The organism is Caenimonas soli (assembly GCF_013155545.1).
GTDB lineage: Bacteria > Pseudomonadota > Gammaproteobacteria > Burkholderiales > Burkholderiaceae_C > Ramlibacter > Ramlibacter soli.
The window spans coordinates 57,705-77,471 of sequence record NZ_JABJVV010000005.1; the positions used below are offsets into that span (position 1 = coordinate 57,705).

The window sequence follows — 19,767 nt, forward strand, 5'->3', positions numbered from 1 at the left end:
CGTTCCGTCAGAAGTCACAGAAACCCCCAGGTGCTGGCGCAGCTCACGGCCTGCGCCCGGGTTCTGACGTGGAGCTTGTGATAGATGTTCTTCACATGCGTATTGACCGTCAGGTCGCTGATGGCGAGCCGGCTGGCGATCTCCGCGCTGGTGAAACCATTCGCGATCATTCGCAGGATTTCCCTCTCGCGATCCGATAGCTTGCTCGGACCTTTGCTGGATGGGTATGAGCCTTCGGCCCGGGACTTGTTGCGATCCATTTTCAGCAGGAGCCGCCGCGCGAGGCTGGGTGTTATCGATGCACCCCCGTTGGCCACCTGCAGCACAGCCTGGACAAAGCTGCCAAACCAGGAATTTTTGACCAGAAACCCGGCGGCGCCCAGGTCGAACGCGCGCATCGCATCGTCATCCCCCTCCAGTATGGAAACCACGACGACCTCCGCCGTGCCGCGAATGTGCTTCGCGTAGGTGATGAGGTCGTAACCGATGCCGTCGCCCAGGTTGAGGTCCACCAGCATCACCTCGAAGTCGTGTTCGCGTACCAGCCGCCGACCTTCCCGCAGCGTTTCTGCTTGCCCCACGACAACGGTGCGAGGGTCGCTCATGAGTTCCTGCGATATGACCCGTCGGATGTGCGGGTCGTCGTCGACCACGACGACTCGTATGGGTTTTTCGGCTTGGCCAGCAAGGTAATCGGGCCACACCGACGGCGGATTGTTGTGTGTCGCGAACTGGAATTGTCCAGCCCCAGGTGCTACTGGTTGCTGCGGTGCCGGGGCACTTTCGCTGACTTCGTTCAACACATCGCCTCCGTTGTTTTTGGATGATTCACCCCCGATGGGATCGCGGGTAATTGCCGTTTGGACAAAGATTACCCGCTCTGGGAAAGACGTGTAAAAAAATAACTCATCACTTGGCTGATTTACCTGGGTTTCTGATGCTTACTACCGCAAATTTACTGGATGAGTTCTCGGCGCCCCGCGGTTTTCGCCAGCCCTGTCCTAGCGATCCGGCGGCTGGGCTCACTACTGCCGAGGTCAATCCCGGTAACCGGTGCGAGGCATTGGCTCGTTGGCCTGCGGCCCCGAGACTGAACCCAGACAGTGCGCAAAGCGAAACAAACGCCGATCGCGCTGTCGGGCCGGCTTTGCCGCGGAGCTTCCCCGGCGCAGCCTTTCATCCGTACTGCGATACAAGGAACCCATCATGAAATCACTTGCATTGTTTGCCCTGAGCGTCGTGGCGACCGCAGCCATGGCCGTCGAACCGGCAGACGAAATCGTCATCAATGGAAACTCTACCCAGGCGGTCTCGCTGACCCTGTCGGCCGTGAGCAACACGGCGAACGAGAACACCACTGCCTTGCAAAACCTGGCCAGCAACTCCGGCAACGTGCGCGTCAGGGCCGGTGGCAATTCGACGCAGGCCGTCGTGGGCGTGGGCTCCTACGTGACCAATTCGGCTGACGGCTACCAAGCCTTCGCCAACCAGAACCTGTCCTCCAACATGGGCGACGTGACGATCGGCGGAGACTCCGTGCAGATCACCAGCCTGCTCATCTCCTCGGTCACCAATACCGCGGACGGCGCGCACAGCAAAGCGGTGCAGAACATCGCCAGCAACAACAGCTGCTTCGGCTGCCCCGACCGTCATAGCAACAACGGCCCGCGCTAATCAAGTCGCGTCCCTCAAGGTGGCGCCCAACCCTACCCGGGCGACGGCGCCACCTGTTCTTCCAGGAGAGGATGATGAATAAACTCATTGGGTGGCAGCGGGCGGCAATGGCTTCGGCCGCCCTCTTCGTGTTGCCCGCCGGGGCCCAGGCGCCGGGCGAAGATCCCGTCATCCTGAAGGGCAAGCTGTCGATCCAGATGCAGCCCACGAACCCGCCGCCCAAGTCCGGCAACATCGAGAGCAAGGCGGGGATGCCGGCGGCGACGCGGGCCCGCGTTGCACGCTACGAGGCCAAGTCGTTCTCAGCCGACACCACGGGCATCGCGACCGACAGCGACGCGGTCAACGCCGCCACGGCGGAGGGAATGCACAAGACCTGCGTCCAGGAGGTGGGCAGCAATACCGTGGCCAACCCCACGCCCGGAACTAAATACGGCCCCAACCAGGCACCCCAGATCGTCGTGCTGCGCGGCGACCTGGTCAACATATGCAGATAGCCCGGACCGCTACCCTGCTGGCGCTTTGCGCCGCGCTGCTGGCCAGCGGCTGCAGCACGCCCCTGAACGCGCGCAAGGACGCCGCCTACCAATCGCACGCCTATGCCGCCGATCGGCCGGTCGTCAGGCCGACGCGCTCGATCTCCAGCTTTTCGGAGTCGCTGGTGTGCATGGACCACATGCTGCGCAGCAGCGAGATTCCCACCACGCTGATCAGCAGCAAGCACATCCCCGACGTCTCGGGGCGCGTATCGGTCGCGACCAAGGAAATGATCATCACGGCGTTGTCGCAGATGTCCAGGCTGAGCAATGCGTTCCGCTTCGTCGACTACGAAGTGGACATCGCACGGCAGGACACGGTGCAGAACCTGACCACCATCATGCTCAACACCAACCAGGTCCAGTTGCAGCGACCGGCCCTGTACCTGTCGGGCGCGATCGCCTTCGTGGACCAGAACGTCCTGAGCAACAGTTTCGATGCCGCCGTGTCGGGTTCACGCTTCGAAGCCGCCTTCAGCAAGAACCGCAGTGCAACGATCATCGGCCTGGAGATGCATCTGGGCGACTTCCGCTCGCGCACCCTGATACCCGGCATGGACTCGGCCAACGAGGTGATCGTCGGCACCGGCGGCCAGGGGCTGGATCTCGCAGGACGCATCCGCTCCTATGGCGTCCAGTTCAACGTGGGGCGCGACTACACCCAGGGCGCAGGCGCCGCCGTACGCACCCTCGTCGAACTGGCGACCATAGAGTTGATCGGCAAATGGGCGCGCGTCCCGTATTGGCAGTGCCTGACCCTCGAGCAGACCCATCCCGATTTCCAGCGCCAGCTGCGCGATTGGTATGACGAGGGCGGGGCTGCGGCGCAGAGCCAGTTGATCAAGCGGTCCCTGATCAGCCGCGGCTACCTGCGTCCGGGCGACGACGGGCTGGCCCCGAACAGCCCCGTATTGCGCGAAGCCCTGGCCCGGTTCCAGGCAGACAGCGGAGTCGCCGTGACCGGTGTGCTCGATTTCAACACCTACGAGCGGTCCCTGCGCAACTTCGTGGGCCTGGGCGAGGACGGCAAGCTGCTTCGCATCGGCTGGACAGAGACGGCGCCCACGCGCAGCCAGGCACGCACCCTGGAGATGCAGATCGAAAACGTCAAGCAGGATCGCAGCACGTTCGAAGTCGGCGAGCAGATCTTCGTGTCGGCCACCATCTCGCGTTCCTCGTTCCTGTCCTGCTACTACTCGGATGCGCGCGGAGGCATCACCCGATTGATCCCCAACAACTCGAATCGCTCCATGTGGGTAGCGGCCAACCACGCCATCCGCATACCCGACTGGATGGCCCCGAATCCCGGCTTCATCATGGATGCCACCAGCCCGGGCGTGGAAGGCATGGCCTGCTTCGCTACCGACGACGAGGGCACGGCCAAGTTGCCCGAAGCCATGCGCGGCCTGTCTTTCAAGCCGATCCCCGGGTATTCGTCGCTGGACCAGGTGGACAAGGCCTACGCCGACGCATGGGGCCCGGACGGCTACACCAGCAGTACGCTGCGCTGGCAAGTAGGGCCGCGGCGCGCACCCCCGGCGCCTGCGCAATAGATAGAGGCACGAAGCCATGCTTGGGGCGGCTTCCACCTTGCGCCGCCTGCTGGCGGCAGCCGCGGTGTTCGCGCTGGCTGGGGCCGGCCGAACCGGCCCGGGGCAGGACGTCAGCCCGCCGGTGCTCGACCCCTCCCGGCTGGGCGAGGCCGCACCGCAGTTCATCGAACCGCCGAATGGCGTCCATGAGCGGGCCGTGCAGAGACTGCGCGCGGATGCGGCTGCTGCGCGGTCCCGCCCCGCTGCGGCGCGCGACGCCGCCTGGTTGCTGGGCCTGCTTGCATTGCACGGCTTGGCCATGCCCCAGGACACTGCCCAGGCGCAAACCTGGTTCCAGCAGGCCCGGCAACTGGGACACCCGTTGGCGCCGGCCGGTCTCGCGTGGTGCGCCATCGACGGTTGCACGGGCGTTGCGCAACCCGCTGCGGCTCGGCAATGGCTCGCACCCCTGCGGGAACTCGACCCCGGGCGGGCGCTGTATCTGGAATGGCTGATGGAGAACCGGCTGGCGCCGCTGCAGGTCGCCACGCCGGATTTACGGGGCCACTCGCTGCCGCCGCTGCCGCGGCGCGACCTGCTGCTCCGGGCCGCGAGGGCCGGCGATGTCCACGCACAGACAGAGCTGGGCATTGAAAGCGCCGGCGCAGGCCGGCTGCAGGAGGCAATCGATCAGTTCCGGGCGGCCAGCCGGCGATCTCCGGCGGCCGCCGCGAATGCGGCGCTGATCGGGGAAAGGCTGGGCCTCGGCGCCGGTCCCCCAGGCTCGCAGGCGGATCAATGGTTCCTGCAAGCGAGGCGCTATCACCGCGGAGAGGGGGTGCCGTCCAACTATGCCGAGGCGATGAGGCTGTACGAGATGGCGGCGGCCAAAGGCCACCCGCAGGCACGCCGCATGCTCGAGCTGATCTTCTCGCGTCCCGCCCCCGGCGGTGGAGTCGATATCGCATGGATGCAGCAGTTGGCGCGCATGGATGTTTCGGCCGTCGGCGGGGTCACCTTGCTGCCGCCCACGGTCACCGCCGCGTTGCAACGCGACCCCACGCCGTTGTATGACCTCGTCCCTGCGGAATGGCGCGGAGCCCGCAGGCCGCCCTGATCAGACCACCGGCAGGATCGGGATCGCGCGCACCACATCACCGGCCACCGGAAAAATCCGGTCGCCGGTGCGCGGCTCGATCCGGTGCATGCCGGTGAAACTTCCGAAGGCGGGCAAGACCCCGACCGCGTTGTCGGGCAACGCGCCCGTGTCATCGCCGAACCAGAAGCAAGGCAGGCGCAGCCGCTCGAAGGCCCGTCCGCCCACGCTGATGCAGGGATGCCAATGGCCCGCCAGCACGTAGCCGTCCTGCGAAGGTTTGGGGTAGTGGCACAGCGCGAAAGGCCCCAGCGGCAGCGGCTCGTCGACCACCGCGATGTCCAGGCTCGCGGGCGGATCGCCGGCCCGGTCGTCGTGGTTGCCGCGCACCAGCGTCATTTCCAGGTCGGCATGTTGGGCCCGCCAAGCTGCCAGCGCGCCCATGGTGCCGGCGGCATGTGAGCGGCGCGAATGCAGGAAATCGCCCAGGAAGACGATGCGCCGCGCCTTGGTGTCCGCCAGCGCAGCGGAAAGTCCGTCCAGGGTTTCGGCGGTCGTGCCGCTGGGCACCGGCACCCCGAGCTGGCGAAAGCTCACGGCCTTGCCGAAATGCGCATCGGCAACCAGCAAGGTCTGTTCGGCCGAGAGCAAGGCCGCTCCGCTGGGATGCAGGACGACGTCCGCCCCCGCGACCCGAATCCTCAACATCAGGGCTTTCCTAGAGCATGCGCGCCAAGCTGGCTTCCAGGTGCTCCGATGGGGCGCGCTTGAAGCCCGAGCGGGCGAAGCGCTGCAGCCGGCCCACGACGAACGCGGTGAGCATCGAGGCGCGCACCTGGGCGTCGAGGCTCGGCGTCGCAGAACTGTCGGCATCCAGGCCGGCGCGCAGGCTCTGCTTGAGCGTGGACTCGATCTTGTCGAAGAACTGGTTCATGCGTTGCTGCAGGCGCTCGTTCTCGAACACCAGGGCATCGCCCACCATCACGCGGGTCATGCCGGGATTCTTCTCGGCGAACTGCAGCAACATGGCGACGGTCTTGGCGGCCTGGGCGGTGCCGGCCGGCTCGCGCTCGCCGATCTGGTTGACCAGGGAGAACACGCTCTGTTCGATGAATTCGATCAGGCCCTCGAACATCTGGGCCTTGCTCGCGAAATGGCGGTACAGCGCCGCCTCGCTCACGTCCAGCCGCGCGGCCAGGGCCGCCGTGGTGATGCGCTCGGCACCCGGCTGTTCCAGCATGGTGGCCAATGCCTGCAGTATCTGCACCCGGCGCTCGCCCGGCTTGGGACGCTTGCGCGCGACAGCCGGGGCCTCTTGGGCGGCGGTGGAACCGGGGCTGGCGAAATCGGCGTCGGACATAGTTTGAAAGATATGTGTTGATTTGATTCTCGCATACCCGGACCTAGGGTTTTCGCGGGGCACCTTCCGATTTGTGCGGCCTGCGCGCCAAGTGCGCACTTACCCCGCGAACGAGAGCGTCACCCTGAGGCCGCGGCCCTTCGCTGCCGGCTGCAATTGCAGGTGGCTGTGATGCACGCGCGCGATCTCGTCGGCGATGGCAAGCCCCAGGCCATTGCCCTCGCCCTGCGTGCCTTGGACACGGTAGAAGCGCTCCAGCACGCGCTGCCGCTCGGCGGGTGCGATGCCGGGGCCGTCGTCCTCGACTTCGAGGAACGCGCCATCCGGCCGCCGGCCGCAGCGGATCGTGATCGTGCCGGCTTCGGGGGTGTACTTCACGGCGTTGTCCACCAGGTTGGCCAGCAGCTCGCGCAGCAGCCACTCGTGGCCCATGACCTGCACCGCCTGGGCGTCCAGGCCCAGATCGATGCGCTTGGCCGTCGCCGCGTCCAGGTGCGTCTCCAGCATGTCCGCACACAGCTCCTTCAGATCGACCCGTTGCATGGGCTGGGCCTGCATGGAGCGCGCGTCGGCCCGCGACAGCGCCAGCAGTTGGTTGGCCAGCTGCGAGGTGCGGCGGGTCGCGCCGCGCAGCTTGTTGACCTGCTCGGTGCGCAGCCGCACGGTCCCGTCGCCCGGGCCTGCGATATTGGCAGCCTGCGCCCAGGCCTCCACCTGGGCCTGCAGGCCCGCCAGCGGCGTGCGCAGCTGGTGCGCCGCGTCGGCGATGAAGCGCCTCTGGCTTTCCGCCTGGGCATTGACCAGCCCGAACAGGCGATTGAGCGAATTGACCAGCGGCCTGACCTCTTCAGGCGAGGCGCTTTCGTCGATGGAGCTCAAATCGCGTGGCGATCTTCGCTCCACCGCTTCGCGCAGGTCGAGCAAGGGCTTGAGCGCCCGCTGGACCGCCCAGCGCACGGCGAACGCAGCGGCGGTGACCAGCACCAGATTGGGCAGCAGCACCTTGAACAGGATGGAGCGCGCCCACTGCTGGCGCGGATCGGACCCGTCGGCCAGCGCGACCACCACCTCGCCCAGCACGGTCTGCTGGCGCTGGCGCACGATGCGCCAGGTGATGCCGCTGTTTTCTTCGCTGTGGAACTCGGGCTCCAGCGTGGTGGGCGCCAGTCCTGCCAGCCACGGCTCGCCGCGCAACACCTTGCCGTCGGCATCGGAGACCGCAAAGGCGGCGTGGGCCGGTGCATTGTTCAGGAACTCCTCGACGGCGGGCGCGAGCAGCAGCACCGGCGGGTCGATTTGGTTCAACCCCTCGCCAATGATGGAATCGCCCAGCAGCGGCAACAGAGCCAGCAGCCGCTGATCCTGCTGCAGCGCCACGTTGTCGGCAGAGCGGTAATCGAACCAGGCATTCAGCAGGGCCAGCAGGACCAGCGGCGTGATCAGCATCACCAGCAGCCGCCTCCGCAGGCCCGACGTCACGCCCAGCCCATCGCCGCCGCTCTTGCGGGCGGCGCCTCGGTTCGCCATGAAATGGAAGTTCACTCCGCCTGCGGCTCGTTGAGTTCCAGCCGGTAGCCGAACCCGCGGATCGATCGCAGCGCCACGCCATGGGGTTCCAGCTTGCCGCGCAGCCGGGAGATGTAGACCTCGACGGCATTCGGCGTGATCTCCTTGTCCCAGCCGGTCAGCGCCTGCAGCAGCTTCTCTTTGCTGGCCGGCTTGGGCGCGTTGATCAGCAGGTACTCCAGCACGGTCCATTCGCGCGGCCCCAGCTCGATCGCCGCCGTCTGGCCGTCGTGGCGGGCGGCGGCCCGGCGGTTGGCCGTGTCCAGCTCGATCGGCCCGAAGCTCAGCACCGCGGTTGTCGCCGCCTGCGAGCGCCGCAGCAACGCGCGCAGCCGGGCCAGCAGCTCGGGCAGCTCGAAGGGTTTGATCATGTAGTCGTCCGCGCCCAGGTCCAGCCCCTGGACGCGGTCGTGCAAGGCATCGCGCGCGGTGAGGATCAGGACCGGCATCCCCTGGCTGGCCATGTCGGGGCGGCGCAGGCGCTTGGTCAACTCCAGGCCATCCATGTTCGGCAGCCCGATGTCGATGATGGCGGCGTCGAACACCTCGCCCTTGAGCACTTCTTCGGCACGCTCGCCGCTGCCGACCCAGTCCACGGCATAGCCGGCGTCGGACAGCCCCAGCTTGATGCCGCTGGCGACCATCACGTCGTCTTCGACCAGGAGCAGACGCATATTCAGTGTGACCGGATCATGGTGCCGTAGGCCTGATCGGTCAGGATTTCCAGCAGCATGGCGTGCGGCACCCGGCCGTCGATGATGTGCACCGAGTTGACGCCGCTCTTGGCCGCGTCGAGCGCGCCGCTGATCTTGGGCAGCATGCCGCCCGAGATGGTGCCGTCGGCGAAGAGCTCCTCGATCTCGCGGGCCGTGAGGTCGGTGAGCAGCTTGCCGGACTTGTCGAGCACACCGGGCGTGTTGGTTAGCAGCACCAGCTTTTCGGCCTTCAGCACGGTGGCCAGTTTGCCGGCCACCACGTCGGCATTGATGTTGTAGCTTTCGTTGTTCTCGCCGAAGCCGATCGGCGAGATCACGGGGATGAACTGGTCGTCCTGCAGCGCCATCACCACGCTGGGATCGATGGACACGATGTCGCCGACCTGGCCCACGTCGTGCTCCTTGGTCGGGTCGCTGTTGTCCACCATCTTGAGCTTTTGCGCCCGGATGAGGCCGCCGTCGCGGCCGGTCAGGCCCACGGCCTTGCCGCCGGCCTGGTTGATCAGGCCCACGATGTCCTGCTGCACCTCGCCGGCCAGCACCCATTCCACCACTTCCATGGTTTCCGCGTCGGTCACGCGCATGCCCTGGATGAACTCGCCCTTCTTGCCCAAGCGGCCCAGCGCCGCTTCGATCTGCGGGCCGCCGCCATGCACCACCACCGGGTTCATGCCGACCAGCTTGAGCAGCACCACGTCCTCGGCGAAATCGGCCTGCAGTTCGGGATCGGTCATGGCGTTGCCGCCGTACTTGATCACCATCGTCTTGCCATGGAATCTGCGGATGTAGGGCAGCGCCTGGGCGAGGATCTCGGCCTTGTCGCGGGGGGCAATATTCAGGAGGTCGGTCATGGCGGTGGGCTGGTGCAATTGCCCAAATTGTGCCGCAAGCCGGTATCCCGCTCAGATCAGCGGGGGGTAGCTCAGGCTAATGTCGCCCAGGGCGACGAAATTGGGGTTCAACACGGGTTTGAGCAGGCCATAGGCCAGCGGTCGCCCATCCTGGTCGAGGACCGCGCCGCCCGCTTCCTGCAAGACCGCCTGCCCGGCTGCGGTGTCCCATTGGCAGGTGGGGCCGATGCGCGGGTAGATGTCGGCCTGGCCTTGTGCCAAGCGGCAGAATTTGAGGGAACTGCCGGCGGCCACGAAGCAGTGCTCACATTGCAGCCGAGCCAGCCAGGCCGCAAGCGCTTCCCCGCCGTGCCGGCGGCTGCCGATCACTCGCAGCGGTTGGCCGGGCACATTGCGAGCAACGCGGATCGGCGTCACAGCGCCCGCAGCCTTCATCCAGGCCCCGACTCCCCGCGCGGCGAAAAACAACTCGCCGAGAGCGGGGGCCAGTACCACACCGGCCACCGGCTCCCCCCGATGGATCAGCGCGATGTTCACCGTGAATTCGCCGTTGCGCTGGATGAACTCCTTGGTGCCGTCCAGGGGATCGACCAGGAAGAAGGTATCGCGATCCGATGGCTGGCCCGAGATCGACTCTTCCGAGAGGATGAATACGCCGGGAAAGGCCTGGTTCAATCCCTCCCGTATCACCGCGTCGGAACGCAGGTCGGCGTTGGTGAGCGGTGAACTGTCCTGCTTGTTCCAGCTGGCGATGTCGGCCGCGTACACCGCCATCACCTCGTGTGCCGCCAGCTCGGCGATGCGGCACAGGGCGGCGAGGTCGGGCTCGCCGAATTTCAGAACTTGCTCCTCACCCAGCGTTGCACCTTGAAGCGGATGATGCTGACGTAGGCAAAGACGTAGGAAACCATGAAAAGCGCGCAAAAGAACATCAGCACCGGCGTGTTCGACCAGAACAGCAGGGCGGGCGCGACCGTGAGGACGGTGAAGCCCCAGAGGTAGGGCGAAGTGCGGTTGTTGCGCGTCAGCATGCGCCGCGCCTCGTCGTCGTGGAACACGCCGCGCACGATCCGCCGATAGATCAGCTGGTGGAAGTGCAGGGCATCGGCCACGCCCGGCGAGCCGCCGCGCGCGAGCTTGCGATAGATGGAGAACAGCGTTTCCCACACCGGGTAGATCACCAGCAGCATCGGGAACCAGGGCGATACCAGTGAATGGCGCTGCACCAGCAGGATGGAGGAGATCGCGATCACCAGCCCCCAGAGATAAGCACCGCCATCACCGGCGAAGATCAGGCCGCGCGGATAGTTCCAGAAAAGGAAGCCTGCTGTCGCACCGGCGAGGCAGAGCACCAGCGCGGCCAATTGCCGGTCGCCGACCTGCAGGGCCACGTGCGCCAGGGCAAGACAGATGAGGATGGCGACCGTTCCGGCCAGGCCGTTGTAGCCATCGATGATGTTGAACGCATGAGGCAGCCCGCAGATGGCCAGGAACGCCAGCATGACGCCCACCCAGGGCATGGTCAGCAGCCATGCGTCCACGCCCGGAATGCCGATGCGGCTGACCGTCAAGCCCAGCAGCCAGCACGCCAGGCCCGCACTCAGGCCCGTCAAGGCAAGCCGGAAGCGTACGGGGATGCGCTGGGTCAAGTCTTCGAACGCTCCGCCAAGCACGGCCGGCAGCAGCATCGCCAGCCAGACAAGGGCGTTGTAGAACGTGATGTGCACGTTCAGCCTGTCCCCCAAGCTCGCCGCGATCGCGGCGGCGAACCACCCGATCGAAAGGCCGAGCAGGATCGCAATGCCGCCGACGCGCGGAATATCGCCGGCGTGAAAGCGCTGGACCATGTCGGCGGCATAGCGTTTTGCATGGCCGCGCGCGCTGCGGATCATCAAGACCGCAATGATGAGCGTTGCGGCGAAGCTGACGAAGATCAGGAAGATCATTTGCCCCAGACCTTGCGGTTGACGAAGCCGGTGTAGCTGAGGACGATCCTCAGCACCTTGTCGGACACGTTCAACGCAGCGTAGTCGGCAACGAGATTGAGCAGCCGCTCGTCGCCGCGCGGCTGGTCTTCCAGGATGGCAAGACCCTGCATGACGCGCTCGACGTCCATGCCGACGAACATGACGCTCGCCTCTTCGAACCCTTCGGGCCGCTCGTGGACGTCGCGCAGGTTCAGGGCCGGAAAATTGAGGATCGACGATTCCTCGGTGATCGTGCCGCTGTCGGAAAGCACCGCCCGCGCCTTCATCTGCAGTTTGACATAGTCCAGGAAGCCGAAAGGCTTGTGGAACTGCACCCGCGCGTGCGCCTGCAGCCCCAGCGCATCCATGCGCTTGCGGGTGCGCGGATGCGTGGAAACGATCACCGGCTTGTCGAACTGCTCAGCCAGCGCATTGAGCACGCCGAACAGCTTGCGCAGGCTGTCGGGCGAGTCCACGTTTTCCTCGCGATGCGAACTGACGACGAAATAGCCGCCTTCGACCAGTTGCAGGCGCTCCAGCACGTCCGAGGACTCGATCCCGTCGCGGTGATGCGCGATGACTTCGCGCATCGGGCTCCCGGTCTTGATCACCTGGTCGGCCGGCAGGCCTTCGCGCAACAGGTATTCGCGCGCGATTTCGCTGTAGGTGAGATTGATGTCGGCCGTGTGATCCACGATGCGGCGGTTGATCTCCTCCGGAACGCGGAAATCGAAGCAGCGGTTGCCGGCTTCCATGTGGAAGATCGGCACCTTGCGGCGCTTCGCGGCGATGGCCGCCAGGCAGCTGTTGGTGTCGCCCAGCAGCACCAGCGCCTCGGGCTCGTACTTCTCGATCACCTTGTCCGCGGCGATGATGACGTTGCCGATGGTTTCCGCCGCGCTCTGGCCCGCCGCTTCGAGGAACGCATCGGGCTTGCGAATGCCCAGGTCCTTGAAGAACACTTCGTTCAGCTCGTAGTCGTAGTTCTGGCCGGTATGGACCAGGGTATGGTCGCAATGGCGGTCCAGCCGGTCGATCACGCGCGACAGACGGATGATTTCCGGCCGCGTGCCGACGATCGTCATCACCTTGAGTTTACGCATTGACGGCCTGGCGGATGATGTCGAGTTGCATGAGTACCTGCTTGACCTGCTCGACGTCGAGCCGGCGGGTGTTGTGCGAGGTGTAGTCGTCGATCTGGGCGATCTCGAGTTCGCCCTCGACGAAGTACTTGGCGTAGTTGAGGTCGCGCGAATCGGCTGGAATGCGGTAGTAGCCGCCCAGGTCTTCGGCCCGCGCCATCTCTTCGCGGGAAACCAGCGACTCGTACAGCTTCTCGCCGTGACGCGTGCCGATGATCTTGATCTCGCTCTTTCCGCTGAGCATCTCCTTCATGGCCTGCGCCAGGTCGCCCACGGTGGAGGCGGGGGCCTTCTGCACGAAGATGTCGCCGGGACGGGCGTTCTCGAAGGCATACAGGACGAGATCGACCGATTCCTCGAGCGACATGAGAAAGCGGGTCATGCTGGGGTCGGTGATGGTGAGCGGCTTGCCCTGCTGCAGCTGGTCCAGGAACAGCGGGATCACCGATCCGCGCGAGGCCATCACGTTGCCGTAGCGGGTGGCCGACAGCACGGTCTTGCCGGGGTCGCACAAGCGGGATTTGGCCACCATGACCTTTTCCATCATGGCCTTGGACATGCCCATGGCATTGATGGGGTACACGGCCTTGTCGGTGCTGAGCACCACACAGCGCTTGACCTCGTGATCGATCGCCGCGCGCATGACGTTTTCAGCGCCCACGACGTTGGTACGCACGGCTTCCATGGGATAGAACTCGCAGGACGGCACCTGCTTGAGCGCCGCGGCGTGGAAGACGTAGTCAACTCCGCGCATGGCGTCATGGACGGCGTCGTACTCGCGCACGTCGCCGATATAGAACTTGACCTTGTCGCTCTTCAGGTGGATGCGCATGTCCTCCTGCTTCTTCTCGTCGCGGCTGAACACGCGAATCTCGGCGAAGTCGGAATGGATGAAGCGCTGGAGCACGGCGTTGCCGAAAGAGCCGGTGCCTCCGGTGATCATGAGGGTCTTGTCTTTGAACATCAGTTAATCCTGTAAATCTTGGGCGAGGTCAGCTGAATTCCGCCATGCGGCGTACCAGCTCGGGCCACGACGGCGGCTGGTAGCCGGTGGCTTGGCGAAAACGGGTGGAATCGAGCGAGCGGTCAATGACGAGCCGCGCGTCGGGTGTTATCTCGGTGTCGCGTCCATAGGCCTTGGCCACCAGGCTCAAGAGCTCGAACTTGTCGATCGGCGCCGCCGACACATGGTAGGTGCCGCGCAGCTCGGGATGCGGCAGCACATGGTCCCGGATCACGCGCGCCAATTCGACGGTGGGCAGGCCGGAGAACACTGCCTTGGTGAATCCCTTCACCCCGCCCTGCTGGGCCAGGAACCAACCCACCAGCCCGTGAGCGCCGGCCAGTTCGTGGCCGATGATCGAAGTGCGCAGGGTCACGGCGTGCGGATAGTCGACCTCGCCCAGGTACTTGCTGCGGCCATACAGGTCGTTGGCGTCGGGGAAGTCCGACTCCAGGTACATGCCCTTGCTGCCCGAGAACACGCAGTCGGTGCTGACGTGCACCAGTCGGGCGCTCGCCACGTCGCAAAGGCGCGCGAGGCGGTGGGGGAGTAGCGAATTGATGGGTATGGCGGCCAGCGGGTCGTCGGCCTCGGCCAACTGCTTGACCAGGCCGATGCAGTTGATGACCGCGTCGGGACGGGTGCGGGCCAGCAGCGCCGCCAGGCTGTCGCTGTTTTCCACGTCCACCCCGGTGACGATACGGGGGCGCAAAGCCTCCGGCAGCAGGCGCAAAGCCGCAGCCGAACGCACGGAACCGCTGACTTCATAGCCATCGCTGGCGCCGAACAGGCGTAGAACGGCATTGCCCAGCATGCCCGAGGCGCCCAATACGAGCACCTTGACCGCGGGTTTGTGGGTCATGAAACAGTCCCTTCGTTCGAAAAATCAAAAACCATCATTATTGCAACTCACGAAAACGGGCCGCCAGCCGCAGCGCCAGGGGCGCCGGGTCGAAATTCGCCAGGTAATAGTCGCGCCCGGCCCGCCCCATGGCTTCGCGCTCGGCTGGCGCCATCGCACGCAGGCTGAGCACCGCCTGGGCCAGCGCTGCCGGGTCCTCCGCCCTGCAGGCAAACCCCGCCCCTGCTTCACTCACCACCCGGGCGCCCTCGCCGTCCAGCGACGCGATCACGGGCCGTCCGGCGGCCAGGTAGGCCTGGAGCTTGCTGGGAACCGTCAGGTTCATGGCGGGATCGCTCACCAGGCTCACCAGCAGGGCCGACGCCTGGGCGAACAGGTCCGGCATGGCCTGTGGGGGGAAGCGGCCGGCGAGCTGCACATTGCGCAGGCTCCGACGGGCCACCTCGTTCTCGAGCCACTCGCTGCGGCGGCCGCTGCCCACCAGGACCACGCGCACGTCTTCGTAGGGCAAGAGCAGCTGGGCCGCGTCCAGAACGCAATCCAGGGACTGCACCGTGCCCATGTTTCCGGCGAAGACGAGGTTGAAGCCCGGCTCCAGCTGCGGGCCAGGCTCGTCCACGAGGCCGCGCTGGTGCAGTGCGGCCTCCCCAGGGTTCGGGTAGTACTCCACGGGGGTGGTGCCGGCCATGTCCTTGACGGCGCCGATGAATGCATGGGACTGCACGAGCAGTAGATCGGCGCGCCGATAGATCCAGCTCACCACCTTGGCGACCGCGGCCAGAACGCGGCGATTGCGCACGAAGCCAGTCACCTCCAGGCTTTGCGGCCACAGGTCCTGCACCCAGACGGCCAGCTTCGCTCCTTTCAGCCACTTCAGGAAGACGCCCGGGATGGCCTGGAGGATCGGGGAAGTGCCGTAGACAAAGATGACATCGAAGCGCTGCCCGCGCAGCAGCCAGGGACCGAGCAGGCTGGCGAAAAAGATGAACGACAGGTAGTTCAGCGCCAGTTCAACCGCCCGGCCCCGGCCGCGCGCGACCAGCGGTACGCGGTAGACGGGAATGCCCGCGAAGTCTTCGCGCTGGGTCCCGCTTGCCCGGTACCCCGGAAACACATCCCCCTGGGGATAGTTGGGCTTGCCGGTCAGCACACTCACTTCGCAGCCGTTGTCACGAAGCTGCGCCGCCACTTCGTTGATGCGGAAGGACTCCGGCCAGAAATGCTGGCTCAATATCAAGACCTTCATGGTGCGCCGGCCAGCAGCCTCTGGACGAGCTCATCCGCGGAGTAGTACTGAGTTGTCGGCGCCACCTGTCCTTCGACGAAGCGCCGCACGGCGCAGGCGATCGAAGCGGGGGAACCGGGATCGAAGGACTGCGCCGGCTCGCACACGTCACGGACAAAATCGCGTTCCGAAGCAAGGATTGGAACGCCCAATGCGCGCGCTTCGAGCAGGGGCAGTCCCAGCGTCTCGGCCCGCGAAGGAAAAATCAACGCCGAACTCTGGCTCATCCGCTCCAGCACTTCCTGCCTGGGCAAACGCCCCAGGTTTTCCACCGATGGCAGCTCGCCACTCCGCACGCCCGCGCCAAGCAGCGCCGCTTCCATCTCGCCGGGCCGCAGCGTCAGGAACAGCTTGGGGTACAGGCCATCGGCCGCCAGCAAGGTCCAGGCCTTGAGGAGGTTGGGATGGTTCTTGTGCGCCACACCGTCTGCCGGATAGAAGAAGCTGTGCGCGGCGTGGTCCGCGCTCGCTCCTGCCTTGGGGTCATCGGCGGCGAGTGCGCGCAGCGCCTCGGCCAATTGATCGTCGACGAACGGCACCACGTGGACCACGGTGCCGGGGTAGGCCGCCCGCATGGCCCGCGCCATGGTCGGTGTTTGCACCCAGACCTCGTCGCAGTTGCGCACTCCGGCGCGAAACCACATGCGTTCGATCGACTGGCGCAGTGCCGAGAACCACTGATATCGAACCTGGGGATCGCGGCCGACGATATAGGGCGCATGGACATAGTTCACGACGCGGCCAAGCGGCCTTCTTACTGGCGGGAGGCTGTTGAAGCAGAACAGCACGTCGCCGGGCCGGGTGCGCGCAGAAAGCGCCATCAGCCCCAACCATCGCGCAATCATGCTTCGCCGCACGTACTGAACGCTAACCGTCTCCGGATGGATCGAGATTTCGGCGCCCGCGCGCTCGTCGATCAAGGCGTCCTTGAGCGAGCCGCCCAATCCTTGCACGAGGGCCTTCAACAGCACCAAGCCGCCGCCGAAATGCACCGCGAAGGCGCTCAGGAACACACGGCCCGGCCGCTCATTGCCGGTCATGGGGTCGCGAGGCACGCCACGCTCAAACGGATCGCTTCCATTCTTCATAATCGAGAGTTCTTGCAGCGCGCGCTGCGCCGCCGGTAAAACAGTTTGGATTCACACTTGGAACGGAAACATCAGCCGCAGCCCGCCCTGCCAGACACGATCGGAGCTGCTCGCCACGTCGGAACTGCCGTCGCCCTCGCGGCGGCGCTTGCAACGCTGCTCCTGAGCTGGCACCGCCTCTACTACGGCGTCGACTTCACGGACGAGGCCTTCTACGTGGCACTGCCCTTGCGGTTCGCCCTGGGCGACATCCCTCTGAAAGACGAACAAAGCCTGGCGCAATTTGCCGGGGTGCTGGTCCTGCCGCTGGTTCGCCTGTTTCTCTGGCTCTCGGGCGGCGCCGAGGGCATCGTCCTGTTCACACGCCACCTTCATCTTGGCTTCACGGCGCTGGTCGGGCTTTCGGTCTTCCTGGCCGTTCGCCGCGCCCTGCACTGGCAGGCTGCGCTACTCACGGCTTGCATATGCCTTGTGTTCGTCCCTTTCAACATTCATGGGCTGAGCTACAACACCATGGGCTGCGGCTTCCTGACGGCGGGCTGCTTCTTGAGCCTGTGCGCCCGCGAGGAGCGCCCGGCGCATGCCTGGCCCTGGTTCCTGTGCGGCGTCAGCCACAGCCTGGCCATTTTAGTTTATCCCCCGCTGGCGGCCGCCGCGCTCGTTTTTGCGGTCATGGTGCTCTTTGGCCGCAGGCCCGGCAGGCACCGCCGGCTCTGGTCCGCCTACCTGGGCGGCGGCTTGGCAGCGGCCATGGTTCCTCTTTGGCTGCTCTGGCGGGCGGGTCTGGAGAGCTTGCCGCCGATGGCCGCCTATTTGGCCTCCTTTGACGGCCAGGGGCGCGGCATGGGCAAGTTGGCGGATGTGGCGTTCGGATTCTGGCGCGATGCGCCGCCCTTGCTGCTCGCGGCCTACAACAATGGCGCAAACGGCACGGCCTCGCTCTACATGATCGTCGCGATCGCGCTCCTGGGGGGCCTCGCCTACCCGTTCCTCGCGCGCCATCCCTTCGCTCGCGACCTGATGCGCTGGGTCTGGATCCCTTCATTCGCCGGCGGCTTCGCCACGGCCTGGTCCAGCAGCAATGGCGCGGCCAATGCATGCATCGGCATGTTCCCGGCCGCATTGGCCGCTGTTGTTCTGATACAGCTGGCCCTGCGCGAGCTTCCGGCTGCGAACCGGCTGGCCGCCCTCGTCCTTGAAACCACGGCCCTGGCGGTCCCCCTGGTCGTCATCGTGCCTTTGCTCGAGGGCGGCTATGCGGACTTCTACGGCGAGCCTGTGCAACTGCCCAAGCTGACGGAGCGGGTCGCGGCGGGCCCTTTCAAGGGCATCCGCACAACGCCGGAGAAGCTCTCATTCATCGAGACCTTCGCCCGGGATGCCCTCCCGCTGATCGGTCCGCGGGACCGCATCCTGGTTTTCAGTGATTTTCCGGCGGGCTATCTGTTGGCCGGCGTGCGCCCCGCGGTGAACTCGGTATGGCTGCCGCCCGCTTCGGCCAGCGCAGCCCACGACCGGACGCCCACGTTCAGGTATTGGGAGGCCACCGGCCAACGGCCAGACGTCGTCATGTTGCTCAGGAAATCAGCGCTTGCCGGCGATCCGCTGGTCGACCGGCTCAGGAGCGATGGCGAGTACCGGCCCTTCGCCGACCTTGGCTTCGCCACCTTGCTGCGCAGGCGGGCGGCGCCGTGACCCGCTCAGGCAACGACCAACAGGCACAACAGTAAACTGCCGCAGCCGGCCAGCATGAGGTTCCCGACACCCATCGTGCGGCCATTCTCATCGCAGCCGCTCAGGAGCTGGCGCACCAGCAGCGAGTCGACCATCAACCGGGCGGTGAAGGCGATCGCCGCGCCGTTGATGCCGAATGGCGGGACCAGCAAAGCCAGAGCCACGCACACGAACAGCACGTGAAAGACTTGCAGAAAAGCTCCCCGCTGCTCGCCCCCGTGCACTTGCAGCAGCGAGAAGTTGATCTGTGTGAGGTTGTTGATGCCCACGCCGGCCGCCATGATTTGCAGCGGCAATACCGAAGCCGGGTCGAAGTTGCCGCGTAACCAGAGCTTGAGGATGGGCCCGCCGAACAGGATCAGGATCACGGCGGGCAAAACCCCGGCGATCCACATGATGGCTACCAGCTGGCGTGTCGTCTTGCGCAGTTCCCCCGCTTGCGAGGCCTCGCGCTGTGAAGCCAGGCGCGGCATGGCGGCGGAAATGACCGCCCCCGAGGCGATCCACATCTTGGTGACCACTTCCTGGGCGATGACGAACTGGCCCACCATGATCGTGGAACCCATGGCGCCCAGGATGAATCGGTCGATGTAGGCGATGAGCATCGACAGCACATTGGTGAGTCCCAGCCAGCCCGCCTTGCGCAGGAATGCGAGCCGAAGCTCGCGGTCCGCGGTCGCCGCGCCCGCCGGCACCACGCCACACGCCCAGAAGTAGCATGCTGCGGCCATGACCCGTGTGACAAGAATGCTCAGGGCTGCCGAAGTCAACGTGTTGCTGACCAGCAGGGCGCCCAGCGGAGCGATGAAGATCGCCGCCGCCGCCGGGCCGCGGATCAGATTGGCCAGCAGAAAACGCTGCTGCGCCTCTAGCACCGCGCGCGGCGCCTGGGACAGCAGCATGATTGCCGCGCTCAAGAACATGAGGCCCGTGGAAAGCGCCAAATCCTGCCCATCGACGTGCGCGGGATGCCATCGGTATAGCAGCGCGCTGACCGGAAGCCCCAGGATCGCAACGATCGCCGCCAGCGCGGCGCTGTACCGCAAGCCGATCCGGTAGGGACGCAGCCAGCCTTCGCCTGCCGAGAATCGGTCGTCGAACGAGAGCAGCACGATGGCGCGCGAGATGCCGAAATCGGACAACCCGAAGAAGAACAGCGCCGCCACCTGCATGGAAAAGACGCCGAAGACGCCCATACCCAGATGGCCCACCAGCATGGGGACTGCAATGAGCGCAGCGGCGGCTGGCAGAATCGTGCCTACGATATTGCTGCCTATGTTCCTGAGCACGGCGCTGTGGGTTAGAGATAGGGGGCTGTGACTCTACCATGCCCCCTCAGCGGGAAAACCGGAAAA

18 protein-coding genes and 2 pseudogenes are annotated in these 19,767 nt (G+C 65.7%); 5 read left to right on the forward strand and 15 right to left on the reverse strand.

Features of this window, described 5'->3' with window-relative positions; genetic code table 11:
* Positions 1-14 precede the first annotated feature (14 nt).
* Positions 15-800 carry a LuxR C-terminal-related transcriptional regulator gene (locus tag HNE04_RS08955; protein ID WP_172218197.1) on the reverse strand — a complete coding sequence of 262 codons (786 nt, stop codon included), beginning with the start codon at positions 798-800 and terminating at the stop codon, positions 15-17.
* Between the two features lie 406 nt (positions 801-1,206).
* On the opposite strand from HNE04_RS08955, the gene HNE04_RS08960 reads away from it, so the two are divergent.
* The 4 genes from HNE04_RS08960 (at position 1,207) to HNE04_RS08975 (ending at position 4,859) form a co-directional block, all read left to right on the forward strand.
* Positions 1,207-1,674, forward strand: coding sequence for a hypothetical protein (locus HNE04_RS08960; RefSeq protein ID WP_172218198.1), 468 nt, complete (start codon positions 1,207-1,209; stop codon positions 1,672-1,674).
* A 74-nt stretch (positions 1,675-1,748) separates the two neighbouring features.
* The gene (locus HNE04_RS08965) at positions 1,749-2,171 is read left to right on the forward strand and encodes a hypothetical protein (protein ID WP_235964891.1); all 423 of its coding nucleotides are present in this window, start codon (positions 1,749-1,751) and stop codon (positions 2,169-2,171) included.
* Positions 2,162-3,763, forward strand: coding sequence for a DUF4384 domain-containing protein (locus HNE04_RS08970; protein WP_172218200.1), 1,602 nt, complete (start codon positions 2,162-2,164; stop codon positions 3,761-3,763). Before HNE04_RS08965 ends, HNE04_RS08970 begins: the two co-directional genes overlap by 10 nt.
* A 16-nt stretch (positions 3,764-3,779) precedes the next feature.
* A complete protein-coding gene (locus tag HNE04_RS08975) occupies positions 3,780-4,859 on the forward strand; it encodes an SEL1-like repeat protein (protein ID WP_172218201.1) in 1,080 nt (359 codons plus the stop codon).
* On the opposite strand, the gene pdeM is transcribed toward HNE04_RS08975, so the two are convergent.
* The 13 genes and pseudogenes from pdeM to HNE04_RS28390 form a co-directional block, all read right to left on the reverse strand.
* Positions 4,860-5,546, reverse strand: coding sequence for a ligase-associated DNA damage response endonuclease PdeM (gene pdeM, locus HNE04_RS08980; RefSeq protein WP_172218202.1), 687 nt, complete (start codon positions 5,544-5,546; stop codon positions 4,860-4,862).
* 10 nt (positions 5,547-5,556) lie between these two features.
* Positions 5,557-6,198 carry a nucleoid occlusion factor SlmA gene (gene slmA / locus HNE04_RS08985; RefSeq protein WP_172218203.1) on the reverse strand — a complete coding sequence of 214 codons (642 nt, stop codon included), beginning with the start codon at positions 6,196-6,198 and terminating at the stop codon, positions 5,557-5,559.
* Positions 6,199-6,297: 99 nt separating this feature from the next.
* Entirely contained in the window at positions 6,298-7,725 is a 1,428-nt protein-coding gene (locus HNE04_RS08990) for a sensor histidine kinase (RefSeq protein WP_207717503.1), read from the reverse strand.
* An 11-nt stretch (positions 7,726-7,736) separates the two neighbouring features.
* Positions 7,737-7,919 (reverse strand): annotated as a pseudogene (locus HNE04_RS28515) (winged helix-turn-helix domain-containing protein); the annotation flags it as partial.
* A gap of 186 nt (positions 7,920-8,105) precedes the next feature.
* Positions 8,106-8,438, reverse strand: a pseudogene (locus tag HNE04_RS28520) (response regulator); the annotation flags it as partial.
* A gap of 2 nt (positions 8,439-8,440) precedes the next feature.
* Positions 8,441-9,331 (reverse strand): acetylglutamate kinase, encoded by an 891-nt coding sequence (gene argB / locus HNE04_RS09000; RefSeq protein WP_172218464.1) that lies wholly within the window; start codon positions 9,329-9,331, stop codon positions 8,441-8,443.
* A 51-nt stretch (positions 9,332-9,382) separates the two neighbouring features.
* Positions 9,383-10,189: a 3'(2'),5'-bisphosphate nucleotidase CysQ gene (cysQ, locus tag HNE04_RS09005; RefSeq protein WP_407926599.1), complete on the reverse strand. Its 807-nt coding sequence runs from the start codon at positions 10,187-10,189 to the stop codon at positions 9,383-9,385.
* Positions 10,168-11,277 (reverse strand): MraY family glycosyltransferase, encoded by a 1,110-nt coding sequence (locus HNE04_RS09010; protein WP_172218206.1) that lies wholly within the window; start codon positions 11,275-11,277, stop codon positions 10,168-10,170. The genes cysQ and HNE04_RS09010 overlap by 22 nt, the downstream gene beginning before the upstream one ends.
* A complete protein-coding gene (wecB, locus tag HNE04_RS09015; protein WP_172218207.1) occupies positions 11,274-12,401 on the reverse strand; it encodes a non-hydrolyzing UDP-N-acetylglucosamine 2-epimerase in 1,128 nt (375 codons plus the stop codon). Before wecB ends, HNE04_RS09010 begins: the two co-directional genes overlap by 4 nt.
* Positions 12,394-13,404 carry a polysaccharide biosynthesis protein gene (locus tag HNE04_RS09020; RefSeq protein ID WP_172218208.1) on the reverse strand — a complete coding sequence of 337 codons (1,011 nt, stop codon included), beginning with the start codon at positions 13,402-13,404 and terminating at the stop codon, positions 12,394-12,396. Before HNE04_RS09020 ends, wecB begins: the two co-directional genes overlap by 8 nt.
* A gap of 28 nt (positions 13,405-13,432) precedes the next feature.
* Positions 13,433-14,305: a dTDP-4-dehydrorhamnose reductase family protein gene (locus HNE04_RS09025; RefSeq protein ID WP_172218209.1), complete on the reverse strand. Its 873-nt coding sequence runs from the start codon at positions 14,303-14,305 to the stop codon at positions 13,433-13,435.
* A gap of 37 nt (positions 14,306-14,342) precedes the next feature.
* Positions 14,343-15,551 carry a glycosyltransferase family 4 protein gene (locus HNE04_RS09030; RefSeq protein WP_172218210.1) on the reverse strand — a complete coding sequence of 403 codons (1,209 nt, stop codon included), beginning with the start codon at positions 15,549-15,551 and terminating at the stop codon, positions 14,343-14,345.
* Entirely contained in the window at positions 15,548-16,645 is a 1,098-nt protein-coding gene (locus HNE04_RS28390) for a glycosyltransferase (protein WP_172218211.1), read from the reverse strand. Before HNE04_RS28390 ends, HNE04_RS09030 begins: the two co-directional genes overlap by 4 nt.
* A 90-nt stretch (positions 16,646-16,735) precedes the next feature.
* On the opposite strand from HNE04_RS28390, the gene HNE04_RS09040 reads away from it, so the two are divergent.
* Positions 16,736-18,373: a hypothetical protein gene (locus tag HNE04_RS09040; RefSeq protein WP_172218212.1), complete on the forward strand. Its 1,638-nt coding sequence runs from the start codon at positions 16,736-16,738 to the stop codon at positions 18,371-18,373.
* Positions 18,374-18,378: 5 nt separating this feature from the next.
* Here the strand turns inward: HNE04_RS09040 and HNE04_RS09045 are convergent, their stop codons facing one another.
* Positions 18,379-19,701 carry an oligosaccharide flippase family protein gene (locus HNE04_RS09045; protein ID WP_328700295.1) on the reverse strand — a complete coding sequence of 441 codons (1,323 nt, stop codon included), beginning with the start codon at positions 19,699-19,701 and terminating at the stop codon, positions 18,379-18,381.
* Between the last annotated feature and the right edge of the window lie 66 nt (positions 19,702-19,767).

Coding starts and splice junctions, on each gene's coding strand:
- HNE04_RS08960 (WP_172218198.1), top strand. CDS start 1,207: ATGAAATCACTTGCATTGTTTGCCCTGAGCGTCGTGGCGACCGCAGCC.
- HNE04_RS08965 (WP_235964891.1), top strand. CDS start 1,749: ATGAATAAACTCATTGGGTGGCAGCGGGCGGCAATGGCTTCGGCCGCC.
- HNE04_RS08970 (WP_172218200.1), top strand. CDS start 2,162: ATGCAGATAGCCCGGACCGCTACCCTGCTGGCGCTTTGCGCCGCGCTG.
- HNE04_RS08975 (WP_172218201.1), top strand. CDS start 3,780: ATGCTTGGGGCGGCTTCCACCTTGCGCCGCCTGCTGGCGGCAGCCGCG.
- pdeM (WP_172218202.1), bottom strand. CDS start 5,546: ATGTTGAGGATTCGGGTCGCGGGGGCGGACGTCGTCCTGCATCCCAGC.
- slmA (WP_172218203.1), bottom strand. CDS start 6,198: ATGTCCGACGCCGATTTCGCCAGCCCCGGTTCCACCGCCGCCCAAGAG.
- HNE04_RS08990 (WP_207717503.1), bottom strand. CDS start 7,725: ATGGCGAACCGAGGCGCCGCCCGCAAGAGCGGCGGCGATGGGCTGGGC.
- argB (WP_172218464.1), bottom strand. CDS start 9,331: ATGACCGACCTCCTGAATATTGCCCCCCGCGACAAGGCCGAGATCCTC.
- HNE04_RS09010 (WP_172218206.1), bottom strand. CDS start 11,277: ATGATCTTCCTGATCTTCGTCAGCTTCGCCGCAACGCTCATCATTGCG.
- wecB (WP_172218207.1), bottom strand. CDS start 12,401: ATGCGTAAACTCAAGGTGATGACGATCGTCGGCACGCGGCCGGAAATC.
- HNE04_RS09020 (WP_172218208.1), bottom strand. CDS start 13,404: ATGTTCAAAGACAAGACCCTCATGATCACCGGAGGCACCGGCTCTTTC.
- HNE04_RS09025 (WP_172218209.1), bottom strand. CDS start 14,305: ATGACCCACAAACCCGCGGTCAAGGTGCTCGTATTGGGCGCCTCGGGC.
- HNE04_RS09030 (WP_172218210.1), bottom strand. CDS start 15,551: ATGAAGGTCTTGATATTGAGCCAGCATTTCTGGCCGGAGTCCTTCCGC.